The organism is Blautia sp. ZXY-1-B12, assembly GCF_056339915.1.
Genome location: NZ_JBWJVP010000239.1, coordinates 1 through 22,715, shown reverse-complemented (window position 1 = coordinate 22,715; position 22,715 = coordinate 1). Strand labels below are relative to the sequence as shown.

Genomic DNA, 22,715 nt, shown 5'->3' with positions numbered 1-22,715 from the left:
TGACATAGGAAAGACAGAGGAAAGAGATATGAATCAGTTAGAAATACTCAGAGAGAGTCTTGGCCAGTGTGATGAGATCATTCTGGATGCACTTATCATGCGTAACAGGATCGTGGAGGACATTATGGCATATAAAGAGGCCAACGGACTCCAGATTTTACAGCCTGAGCAGGAAGCGAAGCAGAAAGAATGGCTGGAGAAGAGAATGGAAGGCAGACGCCATAAGGACGAGGTTTCCGATGTATTTGAATGTATCCGCACAAACAGTAAACGGATCCAGGCAAGAAAACTCTTTAACTACAACATCGTGCTGATCGGTTTCATGGGCGCGGGAAAGTCCACAATTTCTGATTTCCTTAAGAATGTATTTGCCATGGATGTGGTAGAGATGGATCAGATCATTGCCCAGAGACAGGGAATGAGTATTTCCGATATCTTCGAGACATACGGTGAGCAGTATTTCCGTGACCTTGAGACAAACCTGCTTATCGAAATGCAGTCACGCAGCAATGTTGTGATCTCCTGCGGCGGTGGTACTCCAATGAGAGAGTGCAATGTAGTAGAGATGAAGAAGAATGGCCGTGTTGTTCTCCTCACAGCAAAACCGGAGACAATCCTTGACCGCGTCAAAAATAACCATGACCGTCCGCTGATCGAGAACAATAAGACTGTTCCATTTATCGCAGACCTGATGGAGAAACGCCGCGCTAAATACGAGGCAGCGGCTGATATCATCATCGAAACAGACGGCAAGAACGAACTGGAGATCTGCGAAGAGCTTGTACACAGACTCCGCACCATGGATGAAGAAAAATAATATAACAAGACAGATCTGGTTTATGATATCAGAAGTGCCGGATATCAAGTCATAATATTGAATGTATCGGTTATTATAAAAAGATATGGGGTGTCTCGACTGACGGGACAGTCCCATATCTTTTTGTATTCTGATATTTTATTGTGTCAGATCAGCTGGTCTTATAATCCCATTCCTTCTGTGCCTGTTCAATCACATATTTCTTAAATGCTTCCACAACCGGTGGATGGTATACGTTCTTCAGCATCGCCATATAGAAGTTTCTCTGCCAGCTTGGAGAAACTAAGGGAAGGATCTTTACATTCAGAGACTGCAGGATTGGAATATTGGGAGCTACGCAGATTCCAAAGCCGTTGGAGACAAAGCCTGCAGCAACCTGATCCTCGTCAATCTCATAAGCCACATCCGGTGTCTGCCCGATACATTCAAATAGTCCGTCAATGATCTGTCTCAGACCACTTCTCTTCTTAAATATAATCTGTTTATAAGGAATGGTATCCTCCAGCCGTACTTCATCCTTTACTGCCAGCGGATGATCCAGAGGTACGATCACAACCAGCTCCTGTCTGGCAACCGGAATAAACTCGATCAGCGGCTCATTATCAAGTTTGGAACAGAACCCCAGATCATATTTCTTCTCCTTTAATCCGTTCAGAATATCAGATGTTAAAACTTTATCACAATACAGATTAAAATCTATCTTTTTAGTAGGATTTTCCTCCAGAAATCCCCGCATGATCTTAGGAAGAAAATCAATTCCAAGTGTACGCAGGAATACCACATCAATGCAGCCTTCCCCTTTACCTGCCAGCTTCAGACTGTTCACAGAAGAGTCCAGACGGTTCAGTACCTCTTCCACGTCATTCAGGAAAACTTTTCCATACTTGGTAAGAGTAACATTCCTTCCATTTTTTTCAAACAGTTTTACGCCCAGTTCTTCCTCGAGAGTGGAGATCGCATAACTCAGCGAAGGCTGGGTGATCGCCAGAATATCAGCGGCTTTTGTGTAATGTTCAATATGAGCCAGCGTAGAAAAGTACCGCAGATGATACAGGTTCATAGAAAAACTCCTTTCTCTGATAAGTATTTTATAAGTGACTATATTTTATGTGCAGGCTTTCATAGTCCTTTAATGCTTCGGAAAACTATAATTATAGTCACTCTTGCACAAATAATCCGCGCTGTATTTGTCATATACGTAGATTATATCATGATGTATTGAAAAAATCTATGAATTTAAAGGATAGAACTAATTTGTTTTATATTTAACAAAGATATATAATGCTTATATCAAAAAGATACAAAATATTATCAAAATAAATAGAAAAATTATGCGATTTTATCAGGAGGACAAAAAGATGTCAAAAGAATTTCCAATTACTATCAGTTCCTGGACACTGGGAGATCAGTGCAAATTTGAAGACAGAGTGATCGCTGCAAAGAACGCAGGATACGAAGGAATCGGCCTTCGTGCAGAAACTTATGTAGATGCGTTGAATGAGGGACTTTTTGACAAAGACATTCTTGCTATTCTGGACAAACATGGTATGAAAGTAACAGAGGTTGAGTACATCGTACAGTGGGCAGAAGAACACAGATCTTACGAACAGAAATACAAAGAACAGCTCTGCTTCCATATGTGTGAATTATTTGACGTAAAACAGATCAACTGCGGTCTGATGGAAAACTACTCCGTAGAATATACTGCTCAGAAATTAAGAGAATTATGCCAGAGAGCAGGAAAATACATCATCGGTGTTGAGCCAATGCCATACAGCGGAATCCCGGATATGAAAAAAGGCTGGGCAGTTGTAAAGGCAGCTGACTGCGAAAATGCAAAACTGATCATGGATACTTGGCACTGGGTAAGAGCAAATCAGCCGGTTGACCTTTCTGTGATCGAAGACATCCCGGCAGACAAGATCGTATCCATCCAGATTAACGATGTATGGGAAAGACCATATGCAACAACAATCTTAAGAGACGAATCCATGCATGACCGTCTTGCTCCCGGAACAGGAATCGGATGTACAGCAGCGTTCGTTAAGATGGTAAAAGAAAAAGGAATCAAACCAAACGCAATCGGTGTAGAAGTCATCAGCGATGCAATCCTTGCAAAAGGACTTGAATATGCTGCAAACCATACATATGAGAACACAAAGAAAGTGCTTGAGGAAGCATGGCCGGAGGTTCTTCAGTAAGTATCTGACGGATAAACCGACAGATCAAAGGATCAGGCAGAAACCTCCGCGCCTGCCTGATCCAGATTTTTGATGAGATAAAAAATACTGAAAATATAAATAAAATCCAGAGAAAAAGGAGAAGGTTACATGAAATTCAATGCAATGTTTCAGCCGATCAACATCGGTCCAATGACAGTAAAGAACCGCTTCGTAGTTCCGCCAATGGGAAACAACTTTGCAAACACAGACGGAAGCATGAGTGAACAGTCCGCAGCTTATTATCGTGAAAGAGCAAAAGGCGGCTTCGGTCTGATCACAATCGAAGCAACAGTAGTACATAAAGGCGCAAAGGGCGGTCCTCGCAAACCATGTCTTTATGATGACTCCACAATCGAAAGCTTCCACAAGGTAGTAGATGCCTGTCATGCAGAGGGAGCAAAGGTTTCCGTACAGCTTCAGAATGCAGGTCCTGAAGGAAATGCAAAGAATGCAGGTGCACCCATTGAGGCAGCTACAAGCATTCCCTCAGACTGCGGAAGAGACACACCAAAGGAAGTTACGACTGAAGAAGTTTATGAACTGGTAAAAGGCTATGGCCTCGCAGCAAAGAGAGCTATGGAAGCAGGCGTAGATGCAGTTGAGATCCATATGGCACACGGCTATCTGGTAAGCACCTTCCTTTCTCCGAGAACAAACAAGAGACTGGACGAATTTGGTGGTTCCTTTGAGAACAGAATGCGTTTCTCCCGTCTGATCATCGAAGAAGTAAAGAAGATGACAGAAGGAAAGATTGCAGTTCTTGCAAGAATCAACAGCTGTGATGAAGTACCGGGCGGTCTTGATGTGCATGACAGTGCTGCGATCGCTGCATATCTGGAAGGATGCGGACTGGATGCCATCCATGTATCCAGAGCTGTTCACATCCGCGATGAATTTATGTGGGCACCGACAGTTACACACGGCGGTTTCTCCGCTTCTCAGGTAGAAGAGATCAAACGTGCCGTATCTATCCCGGTGATCACAGTAGGACGTTATACAGAACCGCAGTTTGCGGAATTAATGGTAAAAGAAGGACGCTGTGACCTGGTTGCATTCGGACGTCAGAGCCTTGCAGATCCTTATATGCCATTAAAAGCGCAGGAAGAAAGACTGGAGGATATGATTCCATGTATCGCATGTCTTCAGGGCTGCGTGGCAAACATGTATGCAGGAAACCCTGTATGCTGTCTTGTAAACCCATTCCTTGGACATGAAGCTGAGGGCATTGCTCCTGCAGAAAAAGTGAAAAAAGTAATGGTAATCGGCGGCGGTGTTGCAGGTCTTTGCGCTGCATTTATCGCACAGGAAAAAGGTCATCAGGTAACACTTTATGAAGCAAGTGATAAACTTGGCGGAAACATGCGTCTTGCTGCTTATCCTCCAGGAAAAGGCGACATCACAAACATGATCCGCAGCTATATCGTACGCTGCCAGAAAGCAGGCGTAACAATCAAAATGAATCAGGAAGTAACTCTGCATCTTATCAGGGAAGAGAAACCAGACAGCGTAATTGTTGCTTCCGGTTCCAGAACACTGATCCTTCCAATCGAAGGTATCGACAATCCTGCAATTATCCATGGCTCTGATCTCCTTGACGGCAAGAGAGCAGCAGGAAAGAAAGTACTGGTTGTAGGCGGCGGAATGGTGGGATGCGAGACAGCAGCATTCCTCGGTGAGCAGAACCATGATGTAACAGTCATTGAGTTCAGAGACACTGTAGGTGCCGACGTGATCCACGAGCACAGAGTTTACCTGATGAAAGATTTCGAAGATTACAAGATCAAAGAGATCACAGGTGCAAAGGTATGCAAATTCTATGAGGACGGCGTAGAGTACGAGACAGCAGACGGACAGAGACATGAATCCAGAGGATATGATTCTGTCATCCTTTCCATGGGATTCAGAAACTACAACCCATTCGGCGAAGAGATCAAAGCTATCGTACCGGATACCTATGTGATCGGCGATGCCACCCGCGCAAGAAGAGCACTTGATGCTACGAAAGAAGCGTATGAGGTAGCTTCCACATTATGATGATATCAGGGTCAAAAGTTCAAAAAGTCGTTCGTGCTTGCACGATAAGATTTTTGAACCTGGGACCCGCCAAACATGAGAAAGCAGCGATTTACGCAGTAAATCAGCGAATTTCGAATCTTATAATTTATTCGTTTTATAGTTGCAGTTAAGAGACGCTGTATGATATTATCAGCGGACAGCAGCTTGAAAATGATTTTACAAAAAAATTCAGGAGGCAAAAAGGAAATGGAACAGAGAATTAAAGGAACAACAGGATTAATGGCACTTATCGGAAGCCCGGTAGGACACTCAGGATCACCGGCAATGTATAACTTCAGCTTCCGTCATCATAACCTTGACTATGCTTACATGGCATTTGACATCAAGGAAGACCAGGTTCCGGCTGCTCTGGATGCAATCCGTCTTTTCAAAATGAGAGGCGCAAACGTAACTATGCCATGCAAGAACGAAGTTGCAAAACACATGGATGAGCTTTCACCTGCAGCAAGAATCATCGGTGCAGTTAACACAATCGTTAATGAAGACGGCAAATTAGTAGGACATATCACAGACGGTATCGGATTCGTCCGCAACTTAAAAGAACATGGCGTTGATGTGAAAGGCAAAAAAATGGTAGTTCTCGGTGCAGGCGGTGCTGCAACAGCAATCCAGGTACAGTGTGCATTAGACGGTGCAGAATCCATTTCTATCTTTAATCCGAAAGACCCATTCTTTGCACGTGCAGAGTCCACAGCAGAGAAACTGAGCAAAGAAACACCGGATTGTAAAGTTTCTGTATTTGATCTGGCAGATGAGGCAAAACTGAAAGAAGAGGTTGCAAACGCAGACATCCTCGTAAACGCAACACTTGCAGGAATGAAACCTCACGAAGAGCTTACTCTGATCAAAGATAAATCCATGTTCCGCCCTGACCTTGTAGTAGCAGACGTTGTTTACAATCCTGCTGAAACAAGAATGGTAAAAGAAGCCAAAGAAGCAGGCTGCAAGCTTGCAATCGGCGGAAAAGGAATGCTGTTATGGCAGGGAGCTGCAGCTTACAAACTCTACACAGGACTGGAAATGCCAACAGCTGAATACCAGAAATTCCAGGAAGAAAACGAAAACAAGTAATAATAACCTAGGAGACCAAAATGAAACAGAAAACAAACAAAATGCTCATTTTCACCTCCCTTGCAGCATATTTCACTTATTTCATCCATGGAATCGGTGCTTCTATCCTGGGGCAGTACAAACCGGAGTTTGCAGCTGCCTGGGGTGCGAAGCCCCTGGCCGATGGCACACTGGATGTAAGTATGGTAGTATCTGTAATTGCAGCACTTGGACTGGGGCGTCTGATTTCTCTTCCTTTCTCCGGTCCTCTGTCTGACAAATACGGAAGAAAACTGAGCGGAATTATCGGTGTGCTCTGTTATGTAGCATACTTCTTTGGAATGGCTAATTCCACATCCATGGCAATGGGATATGCATTTGCAGTGATCGGCGGAATTGCAAACTCTTTCCTCGATACCTGCGTAAGCCCCACCTGTATGGAAATCTATGTAAACAACCCGTCAGTAGCCAACCTGTTTACAAAATTTTCCATCTGCCTGAGCCAGTTCCTGCTTCCATTCCTGATCGGAATCGTAGCATCTGCAAATATGTCATATAAGACAATCTTTATCGTAGCAGGTATTGCAATCCTCATTGACGGAATCCTGATCCTGATCCTCCCCTTTCCGGCGAGAGAGAAGGCAGTACAGGCTAAAGCTGATAAGAAGAAATCCGGACACAAGATTTCCCCTGCAGCGATTGCTGCAATTCTGATCGGATTCACCAGCTCCTCAACCTTTATGTTATGGCTGAACTGTAATCAGGAGCTTGCCCGTTCCTACGGTATGGCAGACCCTTCAAAGATCCAGTCCCTGTATGCCCTGGGAACTGCAACTGCCATCCTTGCAACAGCAGCATTTATCAAAAAAGGTCTGAAAGAGATTAATGTCCTGATCCTCTATCCGTTAATCTCTACAATTATGCTGGCTCTCTGCTACTTTATCCAGGCTCCGTTTATTTGTCTGGTAGGTGGTTTTGTGATCGGATATGCAGGTGCAGGCGGTGTTCTCCAGCTGGCAGTTTCCACAACAGCAGAGTTCTTCCCTGAGAATAAGGGAACAGCAACATCACTGGTAATGATCGCATCCAGCATCGCGAACTACACAATCTTAAGCCTTGCAGGGTACATTACCAAAGTTGGCGGAAGCAGTGCTCCGAGAATGATCCTTCTTCTGAACATGGCAGTGACCATCGTCGGTCTCCTGCTCGCCCTCTTTGTAAAGAAGAACAGAAATCAGTAAGGCAGTGTGCCAACAAGTTGATTTCCTGAATAATCTCGCATCTAAATTTTTTATTTTTGCGTTGTTGTCGGGTGTCGTAGCTACCGCTATGCCTTGAAATAAAAAATTATTAAAATCCAATCTAACTGAAGATACGTTTGGACGTTACAAGCTTCAAATTTTTTCCGGTCGGATTGGATTTTATTAAAATCTGGATTGTTTAAAAATTAACAAAAAAGATAGAATATACAAGCTGAAATATAGAAGTAATCTAACAATTTACTGAAAAGGAGAAATTGTATGGCACATACAAGAACACAAAGAAGAGAAAATGAACTGCCCTACATCCCCTTTGGACCATTTCAGATAAGACTTCCATTTATACATTACAAGATAGAATCTGTTGAGTTCATTCAGGGTCTGATCCTGGGCGTTACTGCGCTGGCGGCTGTTCCGTATCTGGAGCAGTATCTGGGGCTTCCTTATGAGCTGGCGTGGAGCTGTGTAATTATTGAAACCTTCCTTTATCTGCTTCACAGCCTGCTCGGCGATTCGGTAGTACCGGGGTGGATCACACCCACACTGCCGCTGACCATTGTATTTCTGGAAGGCTTCCCTATGGGAGAGGAGAGGATCCAGGCAATGATCGCACTGCAGATGCTGGTAGGTCTGGTATTTATCTTTATGGGTGTGACCAGACTGGCGGATAAATTTGTTCATGCAGTTCCCAATTCTGTCAAAGGCGGAATCCTTCTTGCAGCACCTGTTACAGTTATGGCAGGACAGCTGGGTGAGAATGGAAATATGCACAAATATCCTCTGGCTATTGTTGCAGGTGTAGGTCTCCTGATCCTGATCAGCTTCTCTGACAAATATCAGGAGAAGAGAAAAACAAATAAGTTTCTTGATCTTGTTGCGAGATACGGAAATCTTTTCCCCTATCTTATCGCAATGGTAGTAGGACTTCTGGTTGGCGAACTGGATGCCCCGGGACTGGAGATTGGTACCTTTATCAAGATTCCTCAGTTCAAAGATATCATTGATCAGGTGAGTATTTTCGGCGTAGGGATTCCTCCTGCATCTATGTTTATCAAAGCATTGCCGCTGGCGCTGGTGTGCTATGTTATTGCATTTGGTGATTTTGTCACTACAGAGACCCTTGTATCAGAGGCACGTCAGGCAAGAGATGATGAGTATATTGATTTCAATTCCAGCCGTTCCAATCTGGTCAGCGGTCTGAGAAACCTAATCCTGTCCATCATCGCACCATTTCCTCCTCTTTCCGGTCCGTTATGGGTTGGAATGACTGTATCCGTATCCATGCGTTACAAAGAAGGAAAGAAAGCTATGAAGTCCCTTCTCGGAGGGATGGCTTCTTTCAGACTGGCCACATTCTTAAGTGTGCTGATCATTCCTGTAGTAAGTTTCTTCCGTCCCATCTTCGGAGTAGGCTCTTCCATTACTCTGATGTTCCAGGCATTTGTATGTGCGAGAATTGGTATGGATTACTGCAAGAGCGACAGAGACAAGATGATCGCAGGCGTAATGGCAGCAGTCCTCGCAACCCAGGGAACCGCATGGGCATCTGCATGGGCACTGGCAGTTGGCTTCGGACTGAATATCTTCCTGTCCAACTGGAATCCCTTTGAGAAAAAATAATATAAACGAAAACCAAGAAGAACAGCCGGGATTCGGGGCTGTTCTTCTTGGTTTTCATCAATTATTATTTTAAGGAGTCATAATTATTAAATTCAAATTTTGTAACAATCTGTTGACGAATATGAGTGATATCAGCTATAGGCAAGAATAACATCTGATATCACATCATTCATCAACAGATCACAGACTGCTGTGAATGATATCCAGCACCTGTTTTAATTCATGCACGCCGACCTGTCCCGGAGCAGAAGCTTTGGAAGCAGCACCGAAAGTGAGAGCGGAGCCGAATGTCTCACCTGTCAGACGGCTTACAACGCCTGTTCCTGCCATGGACATGGTAATGATCGGGCGGTCTGCATATTTCTCAGACATTTCCAGAGTAGCAGAGAGGAGTGTAAGAACATCCTGTTTGCAGGTCGGCATAACAGCCATTTTCGGAATATCAGCACCGAAATCCTGCATCATACGAAGACGTCTGATAATCTCCTCCTTCTCCGGAGTCTTAAAGAAATCATGGTTGGAAGCAATTACCTTTACACCTGCCTCGTGAGCAGCATTGATGATTGTCTTAACAACTTCATCACCTGTAAATGCCTCTACATCAATTAAATCTACATAACCGCTCTGAGCAGCTGCAATATTTAAAGTAGCATAGTCATTTACAGAAATTTCTTTCTCACCGCCTTCTTTGGAAGTACGGAATGTAAGGAGAACAGGAATGTCTTTTAAAACTTCCTGAAGCTCTTTAGCGGTTTCTAATACTTTCTCAGTAGCAAAGACATCATCAAACCAGTCTACACGCCACTCAACTACATCAACAGGAAGAGTAGTGATCTTTTTGGCTTCTTCGAGAATGTCTGTTTTTGTTTTTCCTACGATGGGAACGCAGATCTTAGGTCTGCCCTCGCCGATCACAGTGTTTTTTACCTGAACTGTGTTCATCTGTTTATCCTCATATTTTCTGTTGTATTATAGTAGTTCCGGATTATTATGGAACTGTTATAAGAATAACCGTAACATAACCGCATGATCAACAGCTTTTTGAAGCAAACTGCAGGATATGTACATTCTGCGCGGAGTAATATATCAGTACATCTCCTGCAGTACGCCGAAAAGCGGTATATATCAAATATTATGTGCAGAAAGATCAGTGAAATGATTTGTTCTGCATCACAATATGAGATATCTTTACTGAAGATACCATCAGGTATCAGTCATCATAGGAGATGTGAAGAATCTCTTTCATATGTTCGATAGGCATTGGTTCGCCTGTCCATAACTCAAATGCAGCGGAACCCTGGAATAACATCATTCCCAGACCATTCATAGTCTTACATCCAACTTCCTTGGCCATGGAACGCATCTTTGTTTCCAGCGGAGAGTAAGGAACATCAATAACGATCAGCTCAGGACGGAAGTAAGATTTGTCCGGAACAACGGACTGTTCTTCCAGTGGTTTCATTCCCACACCTGTAGCATTGACAAAGATAAAACTGTCATCCATCTCAGCTTTCAGTTTATCAAGATCTGCCAGATCATAAAGAACTGCATGGCAGGATGTCTTTGTGTTGATCTTCTCTACTGTGGATACTGCACGATCCCAGAATTCATCCTTGCGGTTAAAGATTGTGATCTCGGCAACGCCGTCCAAAGCAGCCTGGATCTCGATGGCAGTGGCAGCACCGCCTGCACCGACGATAGTCATTTTCTTTCCGATCACATCAATATCATTATCTTTCAGGGCAGACATAAACCCAATACCGTCAGTGATATGACCTGTAAGATGACCGTTGTCATTTACGATCGTGTTAACTGCACCGCATAATTCTGCAGCAGGAGAAAGCTCATCCAGGTATTTTCCAACCAGAGTTTTGTTTGGCATGGAAACATTGGATCCTCTCATTTTCAGAGTACGGATTGCTTTTACTGCATCTTCAATCTCATCTGCGCCAACCTCGAAAGCAAGGTAAGCGTAGTCATACCCGAGTTTTGCAAAAGCCTCATTCTGCATTGCAGGAGAGCTGGAGTGACGGATCGGGTAAGCCATCAGACCGATTAATTCAGTATGTCCGGTAATTCTTTCAGCCATTATAATATCCCCTTTCGTATTTTGTTGTAAAGGTTTTTATTGAAGGTATCCCATCTGAGTCAGTGTATTAAGGATATTTCTTCCTTCCAGAGTTCCGTCGATGATTCTTCTTGCACGTTTGCTGTCTCCGATGTTCAGGATTTCAACATCATCAGAAACAAAAGCATCGGAAAGCTCTGCGAAAAGCTGTCCCTGAGCTCTCATACCAAGACATACGAATCCGTAGTCAAATGGAAGTTCACGTTCACCTTCTGCATCTTTTACAAGGAAAGAGCTGTCTTTTACTTCCTGAAGAGCTGTCTTTGTAAGCTGGGCCACATGATGTTTCTTCATCTGGTTCTTCATGTCATTCTTTGTAACAGGATCCAGGTCACGTCCAATCTGATCCATCATCTCCACAATAGAAATCTCAGCATTTCTTGCTGCAAAGAATTCCACAACATCAAGACCAACAGCACCGCCGCCCACAACAACAACCTTCTTGCCTGTCATATCTTCCGGATAGTCATTGATGTGATTAATCATTCCCAGGATAGAAGCAACCTTGCTGCCTTCTTTGTCAATGCGGTCGTGAAGTCCCCTGATCGGAGGAAGCAGTGGTGCGGAACCTGTGGAGCTTACGATCAGGTTCGGATGGAACTTGCGGATATTTTCCGGTGTTCCTTCTGTGTTTGTGAAGATATAAAGATTCTCAAGCTGCTCTGCTCTATGAATCAGATAGTTCGGGAAATCAGCCAGACGCTTCTTTGCAGGAATCTTAGAGATCACAGAAGCAAGACCGCCAAGAGTCTCACCTTTTTCCAGAAGGAAGGTATTACAGCCTACTTCTGCGGCTGTACAGGCAGCTTCCAGTCCGGCAGTACCGCCTCCGATTACTACAACGTTACAGTTTTTGTTCACTTTCTGATTCTTATAAACATCACCTTCCAGAACAGCCGGGTTTACAGTACAGCGGATCGGACGGTTAAAGCCGATTCTGTTTCCTGCACATCCGATGTTACAGGAGATACATTTGCGAAGGTCACATTCTCTGCCTGTAGCTACTTTGTTTACCCATGCAGGTTCTGCGATAAGACCACGTCCCATACCGATCAGGTCTGCATCGCCGTCAGCGAGGATCTGCTCGGCAACCTTTGGGTTACGGATATTTCCCATGGAGATACATGGTTTGCCGAATTTCTCTCTGACAGCTTTAGGCATATAGGAACGCCATCCGTCTTTCATGTAGTTGGCATCGATCTGATACTGGATAGAACCGTTTAAACCGCAGGAAACATCGAAGATATCAACTTCATCCTGAATATATTCCAGATATTCAAGAGTATCCTCGAGAGTGTTGCCGCCTTCCATCAGCTCATCTGCGCTGAGACGGAGCATGATCGGGAAGAAAGGTCCGACCTGTTTTCTTACTTCCTCAATGACCATACGGCAGAAACGTGTTCTGTTTTCCACAGATCCGCCGAACTCATCTGTACGTTTGTTTGTAAGAGGAGAGAGGAACTGGCTGATCAGATAGGAATGTCCCGCATGGATTTCTACTGCGTCAAAACCTGCAGCCTGGGCTCTCTTTGCAGCCTCGCCGTATTTCTTTACAATGTGATGGATTTCTTCCACTGATAACGGACGCGGGATTTCTCCGCCTTCTTTGGACGGAACATCAGATGCGGAAACCGGCTGCATATTTGTACGTGCGGAAACAGCGGAAGCACCTGCGTGGTTGATCTGGATCGCAATACAGGTACCATATTTGTGGATCTCTTCACAGAATTTGTACAGACGCGGCAGATAGTTGTCGTGGTCAATACGAAGCTGAGTAGTTCCGTTGGAACCCTGCGGAGAATCTACGCTTGCATTCTCTACGATGATCAGACCTGTGCCGCCTTTGGCACGCTCTTTATAATAATTAATGTGAAGAAAACTCATTTCGCCGTTCTGTTCCCCGTAATTGGTTCCCATAGGCATCATAACGATACGGTTTTTGATAGTCATATTTTTTACTGTGAGTGGTGTGAAAATATGCTGGTAATTGCTTTTCATTACGTCTTTCCTCCTGAAATTTTCTGTTGGATCTATAATTGTTCAGTGCTTTAGTTGTGGCCTGAATTTCTTTGATGTGTTAATTATATAATGGGATAATCCATAAATCTAATTGATAATTCGTGCTATATAATAAAAAACATCTATGGTTTTGCTGAGACTTTTATACCTGTGCAGTCGGATTCGCAGACAAGTGAGTGGTATAGTTACCTCAAACACGCTCTGGTGTGCCGACAAGTTGATTCTTGAAACAGTCTTGCAGGATAGAAATAAGAAATTCAGACGCAGGATTGTTCGAGAAATCAACTTGTCGATACACTGGTTTGCGGGAGAGGGTGAAATACGGGACAATACAAAATAACCGTAATACCCTCTATTAAATAGGAAGAAATGCTCAAAAAAACAAAATTTGGAGAAACCTGACAAATTTTTCTGCTATATTTTTAACGAAAATGACAAATAAATGTTGAAATTTTCTGCCGGAAAAGGTAAAATTAAAATCGGCTAAATTTTTGGGTTAACTTTTAAATATTCTCATAAAGATGGAGGGCAAACAAGAATGAGTAATGCAACACAAAGCTTAGCAGGCACAAGAATTACTTCTTTGCTTGACGCAAACAGTTTTGTCGAAATCGGACAGGGTGTAACAGCCAGATCCACAGATTTCAACATGACTGCAAACAAGGCACCATCTGACGGTGTTATCACCGGATATGGTGTGATCGATGACAAACTGGTTTATGTATACAGCCAGGATGCATCTGTATTAAACGGTACTGTTGGTGAAATGCATGCAAAGAAGATCACAAGACTTTATGATCTTGCCATGAAAACAGGCGCTCCGGTTATCGGACTTGTTGACTGTGCAGGTATCCGTCTTCAGGAAGCAACAGACGCACTGGAAGCTTTCGGACAGATCTATCTGAAACAGACACTGGCATCCGGTGTGATCCCGCAGATCACAGCAATCTTCGGAACATGCGGCGGTGGTATGGCAGTTATCCCGTCCCTGACAGATTTCACATTCATGGAATCCAAAAAAGGAAAAATGTTCGTCAACACACCAAACGCACTGGAAGGAAACAACACAGACAAATGCGACACAGCAGCAGCTGATTTCCAGAGCAAAGAGACAGGTGTGATCGATGGCGTTGGTACAGAGGATGAGATTCTTGGCCAAATCCGTTCCTTAGTATCACTTCTTCCTTCTAATAATGAAGACACAGACAATTACACAGAGTGTACAGATGATCTTAACCGCGTATGCGCAGATCTTGCAAACTGTGCAGGTGACACAGCAATCGCACTTTCCCAGATCGCTGACAACGGTGAATTCTTCGAGACAAAAGCAGACTATGCAAAAGACATGGTTACAGGCTTTATCCGTTTAAACGGCGCTACAGTAGGTGCTGTTGCAAACAGAAGCGAAGTATATGACGCAGAAGGCAAGAAAACAGAAACATTTGACGGAAGCATCTCTGCAAGAGGCGCAAGAAAAGCAGCAGATTTCGTGAAATTCTGCGACGCTTTTGATATTCCGGTACTTACACTTACAAACGCAACAGGCTTCATGGCAACCTTATGCAGCGAGAAGATGATGGCGAAATCCGTAGGTGAACTGGTAGCTGCATTCGCAGATGCAACTGTTCCGAAGGTAAATGTGATCATCGGCAAAGCTTACGGTACAGCTTACGTGGCAATGAACAGCAAATCTATTGGTGCAGACCTTGTATATGCATGGGATAACGCAGAGATCGGTATGATGGATGCTTCCCTGGCAGCCAAGATCATGTATGCAGATGCAGATGCTGCTGAACTGAATGAAAAAGCTGCTCAGTACAGAGAGCTTCAGAATGGTGTTGCTTCCGCAGCAGCAAGAGGCTATGTTGACACTGTGATCAGCCCGGCTGACACAAGAAAATATGTAATCGGTGCATTTGAGATGCTGTTCACAAAGAGAGAAGATCGTCCGTCTAAGAAACATGGAACGGTCTAAGCGGGGTGACGCATATGAAAATGATCAAAAAAATAACTTCTGTATTCATGACATTTCTCGTAATGGCTGCGCTGGTGATCGGCAGCACCTCTGTGGTATTTGCCGCAGATAAGGTTGATGATACTGTTAAGTCCACACTGGTAACTACAGCAGAAGGACTGACAGATGCCATTGTCCAGCTTAAAGATGAAGAAATCGAGAATTACATGAGTTCAGGAGATGACTTTACAACAAGTGCCATGCAGTCCTGGCAGACATCCAAGGATGAACTTGGCGCAAAGAAGGACAGCAATGGTGAAACTACTGTAACTTTCAAAGATGATCAGTACACAGTTACTGTTCCTCTTAAATTTGAGAAAGCAGAAGCAAACTTTGTATATGTCTTTGACTCACAGGGAACACCGACTTCCATGTCTGTAGATGTACAGTATGGTATGGGCAAGACTCTTCAGAGAGCAGGTCTTAATACTCTGATGGGTATTGGAACTGTATTCGTAATGCTGATTTTATTAAGCCTTCTGATTTCTCTGTTTAGATTTATTCCGAATCCGGAAGCAAAGAAAGCAGCAGAAGCAAAAGCAGCCAAAGCTGCAAAAGAGGCAGAGGCAGCAGCCATCGCACAGACAGCACCTGCACAGGCAGAAGAGAACCTTGCAGATGACGGAGAGCTGGTAGCTGTTATCGCAGCAGCTATCGCAGCAGCAGAAGGAACTACAACAGATGGCTTCGTAGTTCGTTCCATCCGTAAAGTAAAAAGAAATAGAAGATAATTGTCATTTATTTAGGAGGATTTTAAAATGAAAAGCTATACAATTACAGTAAATGGTACAGCATATGAAGTAACTGTTGAAGAAACAGGAAGCGTATCCGCTCCTGCAGCAGCTCCAAAAGCAGCACCTAAGGCTGCACCTGCAGCAGCTCCGAAAGCAGCAGCTCCTGCAGCAGGCGCCGGCGCAGTAAAAGTAACTGCTTCCGTACCTGGTAAAGTTGTCAAAGTAGCAGCAAGCGTTGGACAGGCAGTAAAAGCCGGAGACAGCGTAATTATTCTTGAATCCATGAAAATGGAAATCCCTGTAGTAGCTCCTCAGGACGGTACTATCGCAAGCATTGATGTTGCAGAAGGTGCCTCTGTAGAAAACGGAGATACTTTAGCAACAATGAACTAAGACGGGAGGTAGTCAAATGTCTTATGTAACAGAAACATTGTCCAACCTGATTCACCAGACAGCATTTTTCAATCTGACATGGGGCAATTACCTGATGATCGCAGTAGCCTGCGTATTCCTTTACCTTGCTATCAAGAAGGGATTCGAGCCGCTTCTGCTTGTTCCTATCGCATTCGGTATGCTGCTTGTAAATATCTATCCGGACATTATGGCAAACCCGGAAGATATGTCCAATGGTGTAGGTGGACTTCTTCATTATTTCTACATCCTTGATGAGTGGAGTATCTTACCATCCCTGATCTTCATGGGTGTAGGTGCCATGACAGACTTCGGTCCGCTGATCGCAAACCCGATCAGCTTCCTGATGGGTGCTGCAGCACAGCTTGGTATCTATGCAGCTTACTTCCTTGCAATCTTCCTTGGATTCAACGGAAAAGCAGCGGCAGCTATCTCCATCATTGGTGGTGCTGACGGCCCGACTTCCATTTTCCTTGCAGGTAAACTTGGACAGTCTGCACTGATGGGACCGATCGCAGTGGCAGCATATTCCTATATGTCACTGGTTCCGATCATCCAGCCGCCTATCATGAAACTCTGCACAACAGAGAAAGAACGTAAGATCAAAATGGATCAGCTTCGCCCGGTTTCCAAACTGGAGAAGATCCTGTTCCCGATCGTTATCACAATCGTTGTCTGCCTGATCCTGCCTACAACAGCTCCGCTGGTTGGTATGCTCATGCTTGGTAACCTGTTCAGAGAGTGCGGTGTTGTAAAACAGCTGACAGAAACAGCTTCCAATGCCCTGATGTATATCGTAGTTATCCTTCTGGGTACATCCGTAGGTGCTTCCACAAGTGCAGAAGCATTCTTAAACGCAGATACTCTGAAGATCGTAGTTTTAGGTCTTGTTGCATTCGCAATCGGTACATTCGGCGGATGTATGCTTGGTAAACTGCTCTGCAAACTGACTCATGGAAAGATCAACCCGCTGATCGGTTCCGCAGGTGTATCCGCAGTACCTATGGCAGCCCGTGTATCCCAGAAAGTGGGTGCAGAGGCAGATCCTACAAACTTCCTTCTGATGCACGCAATGGGCCCGAACGTTGCCGGTGTTATCGGTACAGCCGTAGCAGCCGGAACATTCATGGCTATTTTCGGAGTATAACCAAATCAAGCAAGCTATCTTGCTTGTATCAGGAGGAGTGCAACTCCTTCTGATAAGCTGCGGAGCAGCTATTTGGTTATGAGCAAGTAGCGAAGCGGATTGCGAATATCCGATTAAACAGAACTATAAAGGAGATTTAATAATGGCAGAATTAGAGAAAAAACCTGTTAAAATTGTGGAAACCATTCTCCGTGATGCTCATCAGTCCCAGATCGCAACACGTATGACCACAGAACAGATGCTTCCGATCGTAGATAAACTTGATAAAGTCGGCTATCACGCAGTAGAGTGCTGGGGTGGTGCAACATTCGATGCATCCCTTCGTTTCCTTCACGAAGATCCATGGGAAAGACTTCGTAAATTACGTGACGGCTTCAAAAACACAAAACTTCAGATGCTTTTCCGTGGACAGAACATCCTTGGATACCGTCCATATGCAGATGACGTTGTAGAATACTTCGTACAGAAATCTGCTGCAAACGGAATCGACATCATCCGTATTTTTGACTGCCTCAATGACCTTCGTAACCTGCAGACAGCAGTAAGCGCTGCAAACAAAGAGAAGGCTCATGCACAGGTAGCTCTTTCCTATACATTAGGAGATGCTTACACACTGGAATACTGGACAGACATTGCAAAACGTATTGAAGATATGGGCGCTGATTCCATCTGTATCAAAGATATGGCAGGTCTTCTCCTTCCAAACAAAGCTACAGAGCTTGTAACAGCATTAAAAGAAACAGTTAAGATCCCGATCGACCTTCATACACATTACACCTCAGGTGTAGCTTCCATGACTTACTTAAAAGCAGTAGAAGCAGGTGTGGATATCATCGATACAGCAATGTCTCCATTTGCACTGGGAACATCCCAGCCTGCAACAGAGGTTATGGTTGAGACATTCAAAGATACACCATACGACACAGGATTTGATCAGAAGCTTCTCTCCGAGATCGCTGACTACTTCCGTCCGATCCGTGACGAAGCTCTTGACAGCGGACTGCTCAATCCGAAGAACCTTGGTGTTAACATCAAGACTTTACTGTATCAGGTACCGGGCGGTATGCTCTCCAACCTGACTTCTCAGTTAAAAGAACAGCACGCAGAAGACAAATTCTACGATGTTCTCGAGGAAGTTCCTCGTGTACGTAAAGACCTTGGTGAACCGCCACTTGTTACTCCGTCTTCACAGATCGTTGGTACACAGGCTGTATTCAACGTACTTATGGGCGAGAGATACAAAATGGTTACAAAAGAAACAAAAGATATCCTGTTAGGAAAATACGGCGCAACTGTAAAACCGTTTAATCCGGAAGTACAGAAGAAGTGCATCGGCGATGAGAAACCGATCACATGCCGTCCTGCAGACCTTCTTGACAACGAGCTTGAGAAACTTGAGAGCGAAATGGCTCAGTACAAGGAACAGGATGAAGACGTATTAACATACGCACTGTTCCCACAGGTAGCTATGGACTTCTTCAAATACCGTCAGGCTCAGAAAACAAAAGTTGACGAGAAAGCAGCTGACAAAAGGAACGGAGCATATCCTGTATAATTGATCAGTAATTAAATATGTCCAAACGAAAAAAGGAGCTTGCGTAAGCAGGCTCCTTTGCGTTATTATGAAAGAATATGATACCCGGGAATATAATGTGCCAATGAGTATATGCTGCCAGTGGTACATATCTATATTGATCGTAGCGAAGCGGAGACGTGGAACCATGATGAAATAGACAATCTGCAGGGTAAAATAAATACAGGAGAATATTCCATGAGCAAAGTTATAATAATCGGCGGCGGAGCCGCCGGAATGATGGCAGGGGTTTTTGCAGCCCGTAACCATCATGAAGTTCATATATTAGAGAAGAACGAGAAACTGGGAAAGAAAGTCTTCATCACAGGAAAAGGCAGATGCAATGTGACAAATGCCTGCGACACAGAAGAACTCTTTCCTGCAATGATGAGCAATCCCAAGTTCCTCTACAGCAGTCTCTATTCATTTACCCCTCAGGATGTAATGGAGTTCTTTGAGAAAGCAGGTGTCCCTCTGAAGGTAGAACGTGGAAACAGAGTATTCCCACAGTCTGACCATTCTTCAGACATCATCCGCGCTCTGGAGCGTGAGCTGAAGAAAGCAGGAGCAAAGATTCATCTTCATACTGCTGTGCAGGAAATCGTAAAGAAACCTGTAACAGATTCGGCAAATACCCTGGAATCAGAAGCTACATTAACAGAATCAGGATCTGATGCAGGAAAAGGCAGAAAAGGAAAAAAATCACTTGACATACCGCAGGAGAAGATCACAGGAGTCATCCTTACAGACGGAACCTTCATGGAAGGTGATGCAGTCATCGTGGCAACTGGCGGATTCTCTTATCAGAGCACCGGCTCAACAGGCGATGGATACCGCTTTGCAAGAGAACTTGGATTGAAGGTCACGGACATTGCTCCCTCCCTTGTGCCATTAAAGACAAAAGAAGACTATATCCCTAAGCTTCAGGGACTTTCCCTTAAGAATACAGGACTTACCATAAAGAATGGAAAGAAAGTACTCTATGAGGATTTCGGAGAGATGATGTTCACCCATTTCGGAGTCACAGGTCCCATGATCCTCTCCGCCAGTGCCCACATCGGTGCAAAACTGGCAAAAGCACCAAACGGCGAACTGTCCGCATATCTGGATCTGAAGCCTGCACTCACCAGAGAACAACTGGATGCCAGGATCCTGCGTGAATTTGAAGCAGGACCAAACAAACAGTTCAAGAATGTGATTGGCGTACTTTTCCCGTCATCTCTGACTCCGGTAATGCTGGAACTGGGTGGAATCCCCGCAGAGAAGAAAATCCACGATATCTCCAGAGAAGAACGCCAGCACTTCATTGACCTTATCAAAGCCTTCCCCTTCACAATCACAGGAATGGGTGAGTTCAAAGAAGCCATCATCACCAGAGGCGGCGTCTCTGTCAAAGAGATCAACCCCGGAACAATGGAAGTAAAGAAGATATCTGGCCTTTACTTCGCAGGCGAGGTACTGGATCTGGATGCAGTGACAGGTGGATATAACTTACAGATTGCCTGGTCTACCGCATATCTGGCAGCACAGGCCATACAGTAAGCTGCTTACTATAGAAACAACAGAAACAAGCAGATGATGAGTACCGTGTATGCGAATTATATCTATGATTCGGTTATGAGCAAGTAGCGAAGCGGATTGCGAATATCCGCTTGACTGATTAATAAACATTAATAATAAAACAGAGAAAATCTGTTTGAATAATAGAAACAGGAGGAACCACGAAAATGGGATGTAACATAGCCATCGACGGACCTGCAGGAGCAGGAAAGAGCACCATCGCAAAGAAAGTAGCGAAAGAATTATCATTTATCTATGTAGATACAGGAGCCATGTACAGGGCAATGGCTTTATATCTTCTGAACCATGGCGTAAACGGAGAAAATCAGGAAGAGATCGAAGCTGTATGTTCCGGAGCTGACATCTCCATCGAATACAAAAACGGAGAACAGATTGTCATCCTCAACGGAGAGAACGTAAATGCTATGATCCGCACCGAACAGGTAGGAAACATGGCATCCAAAAGCTCCGCAAACCCGAAAGTCAGAGCCCACCTTCTGAAACTTCAGAGAACTCTGGCAGAGAAAAACGACGTAGTCATGGATGGCAGAGATATCGGCACAACCATCCTTCCAAACGCAGAAGTAAAAATCTACCTCACAGCAAGCGCAGACACCAGAGCAAAAAGAAGAGCACTGGAATATGAACAGAAGGGAGAAGCCTTTGACCTGGACCAGATCCGAAAAGACATCATCGAGCGCGACGAACGCGACATGAACCGCGAAATCTCCCCTCTGAAACAGGCAGACGACGCAGTGCTCGTAGATTCCTCGGAAATGGGAATTGATGATGTTGTAAATGCGATTCTTAATGTATATAAGGAAAAAGTGCAGAAATAATTTAAGAAGGATTATTTTATGAAAGTAAAAGTAGCAGAAACAGCAGGCTTCTGCTTTGGCGTCAAACGTGCAGTGAACAAAGTCTACGAACTCATAGACACAGAACAGAAACCTATTTTCACTCTGGGCCCGATTATCCACAACGAAGGCGTAGTAGCGGATCTGGAAGCTCGTGGCGTCCATGTTATCGCAGAAGCAGACCTAGATTCCCCGGATGACACCCTGCAAAACGGAACAGTAGTCATCCGTTCCCACGGTGTAGGCAAATCCATTTACGATAAACTGAAAGAAAAAAACATCTCTTACGTAGATGTCACCTGTCCCTTCGTCCTGAAGATCCACCGCATCGTGGAAAAAGAGAGCCTGGCCGGAAATCATGTGATTATTATCGGTGACAAAGATCATCCAGAGGTTCAGGGCATCTGCGGATGGTGCCAGGGACCTTACACAGTGATCAAAAACCAGGAAGAGGCCGAAGCATTCCTCCTTCCGGAAGGAAAAAAAATAAGTATTGTGTCCCAGACGACATTTAATTACAACAAATTTAAAGATTTAGTTGAAATTCTTTGCAAAAAGAGGTATGATAATAATGTTTTAAATATTCTCAATATTTTAAACACTATTTGTAATGCTACCGAAGAACGGCAGAGAGAAGCAAAAAACATAGCCGGAGAGGTAGACACTATGTTGGTCGTAGGTGGCCGGCATAGTTCCAATACTCAAAAGCTGTTTGAAATATGTAAAAAGGAATGTGGAAATACTTACTATATACAAACACCTGTAGACTTGGATTCTGAAATGTTCCAATGCAGTAGTTATGTAGGTATTACAGCAGGGGCTTCCACCCCAAACAAAATTATTGAGGAGGTTCAAGAACATGTCAGAATTAAGTTTTGAACAAATGCTGGAAGATTCCGTAAAGACTATCAGAAATGGAGAGATTGTACAGGGTACTGTCATCGATGTAAAAGAAGATGAGATTATTCTGAATATCGGTTATAAAGCAGACGGTATTATCACAAAGAACGAATACTCTAACGATGCAAGCCTTGTACTCACAGATGCTGTTCACGTTGGAGACACAATGGAAGCAAAAGTTCTCAAAGTAAACGATGGAGAAGGTCAGGTTACTCTTACTTACAAGAGACTGGCAGCAGAGAAAGGCAACAAACGTCTCGAAGAAGCATTTGAGAATCAGGAAGTATTAAAAGCTCCTGTAACTCAGGTACTTGACGGCGGACTCTGT

19 protein-coding genes are annotated in these 22,715 nt (G+C 44.2%); 15 read left to right on the top strand and 4 right to left on the bottom strand.

Annotated features, from left to right (window positions below; all coding sequences use genetic code 11):
- Positions 1-28: 28 nt before the first annotated feature.
- Positions 29-817: a shikimate kinase gene (locus tag AC075L_RS16845; RefSeq protein WP_022381135.1), complete on the top strand. Its 789-nt coding sequence runs from the start codon at positions 29-31 to the stop codon at positions 815-817.
- Positions 818-968: 151 nt separating this feature from the next.
- On the opposite strand, the gene AC075L_RS16840 is transcribed toward AC075L_RS16845, so the two are convergent.
- Positions 969-1,877 (bottom strand): LysR family transcriptional regulator, encoded by a 909-nt coding sequence (locus AC075L_RS16840; RefSeq protein ID WP_008704500.1) that lies wholly within the window; start codon positions 1,875-1,877, stop codon positions 969-971.
- A 298-nt stretch (positions 1,878-2,175) separates the two neighbouring features.
- On the opposite strand from AC075L_RS16840, the gene AC075L_RS16835 reads away from it, so the two are divergent.
- From AC075L_RS16835 to AC075L_RS16815, 5 genes are all read left to right on the top strand, one after another.
- Positions 2,176-3,018: a sugar phosphate isomerase/epimerase family protein gene (locus AC075L_RS16835; protein WP_022381137.1), complete on the top strand. Its 843-nt coding sequence runs from the start codon at positions 2,176-2,178 to the stop codon at positions 3,016-3,018.
- Between the two features lie 129 nt (positions 3,019-3,147).
- The gene (locus AC075L_RS16830; RefSeq protein WP_118566282.1) at positions 3,148-5,073 is read left to right on the top strand and encodes an oxidoreductase; all 1,926 of its coding nucleotides are present in this window, start codon (positions 3,148-3,150) and stop codon (positions 5,071-5,073) included.
- A gap of 228 nt (positions 5,074-5,301) precedes the next feature.
- Positions 5,302-6,186, top strand: a complete 885-nt coding sequence (aroE, locus tag AC075L_RS16825) for a shikimate dehydrogenase (RefSeq protein ID WP_022381139.1) — start codon at positions 5,302-5,304, stop codon at positions 6,184-6,186.
- Positions 6,187-6,206: 20 nt separating this feature from the next.
- Positions 6,207-7,406 (top strand): MFS transporter, encoded by a 1,200-nt coding sequence (locus AC075L_RS16820; RefSeq protein WP_062807620.1) that lies wholly within the window; start codon positions 6,207-6,209, stop codon positions 7,404-7,406.
- Between the two features lie 279 nt (positions 7,407-7,685).
- Entirely contained in the window at positions 7,686-9,044 is a 1,359-nt protein-coding gene (locus tag AC075L_RS16815) for a SulP family inorganic anion transporter (protein ID WP_118566283.1), read from the top strand.
- A gap of 180 nt (positions 9,045-9,224) precedes the next feature.
- On the opposite strand, the gene aroD is transcribed toward AC075L_RS16815, so the two are convergent.
- From aroD to AC075L_RS16800, 3 genes are all read right to left on the bottom strand, one after another.
- Positions 9,225-9,986, bottom strand: coding sequence for a type I 3-dehydroquinate dehydratase (aroD, locus tag AC075L_RS16810; protein ID WP_118566284.1), 762 nt, complete (start codon positions 9,984-9,986; stop codon positions 9,225-9,227).
- 268 nt (positions 9,987-10,254) lie between these two features.
- A complete protein-coding gene (locus AC075L_RS16805; protein ID WP_062807623.1) occupies positions 10,255-11,133 on the bottom strand; it encodes a shikimate dehydrogenase in 879 nt (292 codons plus the stop codon).
- Between the two features lie 36 nt (positions 11,134-11,169).
- The gene (locus tag AC075L_RS16800) at positions 11,170-13,170 is read right to left on the bottom strand and encodes an oxidoreductase (RefSeq protein WP_476387925.1); all 2,001 of its coding nucleotides are present in this window, start codon (positions 13,168-13,170) and stop codon (positions 11,170-11,172) included.
- A gap of 559 nt (positions 13,171-13,729) precedes the next feature.
- Here AC075L_RS16800 and AC075L_RS16795 point away from each other — a divergent pair.
- The 9 genes from AC075L_RS16795 to AC075L_RS16755 form a co-directional block, all read left to right on the top strand.
- The gene (locus AC075L_RS16795; protein WP_008704469.1) at positions 13,730-15,166 is read left to right on the top strand and encodes an acyl-CoA carboxylase subunit beta; all 1,437 of its coding nucleotides are present in this window, start codon (positions 13,730-13,732) and stop codon (positions 15,164-15,166) included.
- Between the two features lie 14 nt (positions 15,167-15,180).
- Entirely contained in the window at positions 15,181-15,936 is a 756-nt protein-coding gene (locus AC075L_RS16790; RefSeq protein ID WP_055201366.1) for an OadG family transporter subunit, read from the top strand.
- A 27-nt stretch (positions 15,937-15,963) separates the two neighbouring features.
- Positions 15,964-16,332: a biotin/lipoyl-containing protein gene (locus AC075L_RS16785; RefSeq protein WP_022381146.1), complete on the top strand. Its 369-nt coding sequence runs from the start codon at positions 15,964-15,966 to the stop codon at positions 16,330-16,332.
- Positions 16,333-16,348: 16 nt separating this feature from the next.
- Complete coding sequence (locus tag AC075L_RS16780) at positions 16,349-17,497, top strand: sodium ion-translocating decarboxylase subunit beta (RefSeq protein WP_008704466.1); 1,149 nt, start codon at positions 16,349-16,351, stop codon at positions 17,495-17,497.
- 142 nt (positions 17,498-17,639) lie between these two features.
- Complete coding sequence (locus AC075L_RS16775; protein ID WP_476387924.1) at positions 17,640-19,052, top strand: oxaloacetate decarboxylase subunit alpha; 1,413 nt, start codon at positions 17,640-17,642, stop codon at positions 19,050-19,052.
- A gap of 216 nt (positions 19,053-19,268) precedes the next feature.
- Positions 19,269-20,612: a BaiN/RdsA family NAD(P)/FAD-dependent oxidoreductase gene (locus AC075L_RS16770; RefSeq protein WP_476387923.1), complete on the top strand. Its 1,344-nt coding sequence runs from the start codon at positions 19,269-19,271 to the stop codon at positions 20,610-20,612.
- A gap of 185 nt (positions 20,613-20,797) precedes the next feature.
- The gene (gene cmk / locus AC075L_RS16765) at positions 20,798-21,469 is read left to right on the top strand and encodes a (d)CMP kinase (RefSeq protein WP_055052982.1); all 672 of its coding nucleotides are present in this window, start codon (positions 20,798-20,800) and stop codon (positions 21,467-21,469) included.
- A gap of 18 nt (positions 21,470-21,487) precedes the next feature.
- Complete coding sequence (gene ispH / locus AC075L_RS16760) at positions 21,488-22,366, top strand: 4-hydroxy-3-methylbut-2-enyl diphosphate reductase (protein ID WP_055059400.1); 879 nt, start codon at positions 21,488-21,490, stop codon at positions 22,364-22,366.
- Positions 22,347-22,715, top strand: a 369-nt coding sequence (locus AC075L_RS16755; RefSeq protein WP_476387922.1) for a S1 RNA-binding domain-containing protein, incomplete at its 3' end; no start/stop codon positions are given. The genes ispH and AC075L_RS16755, both read left to right, overlap by 20 nt.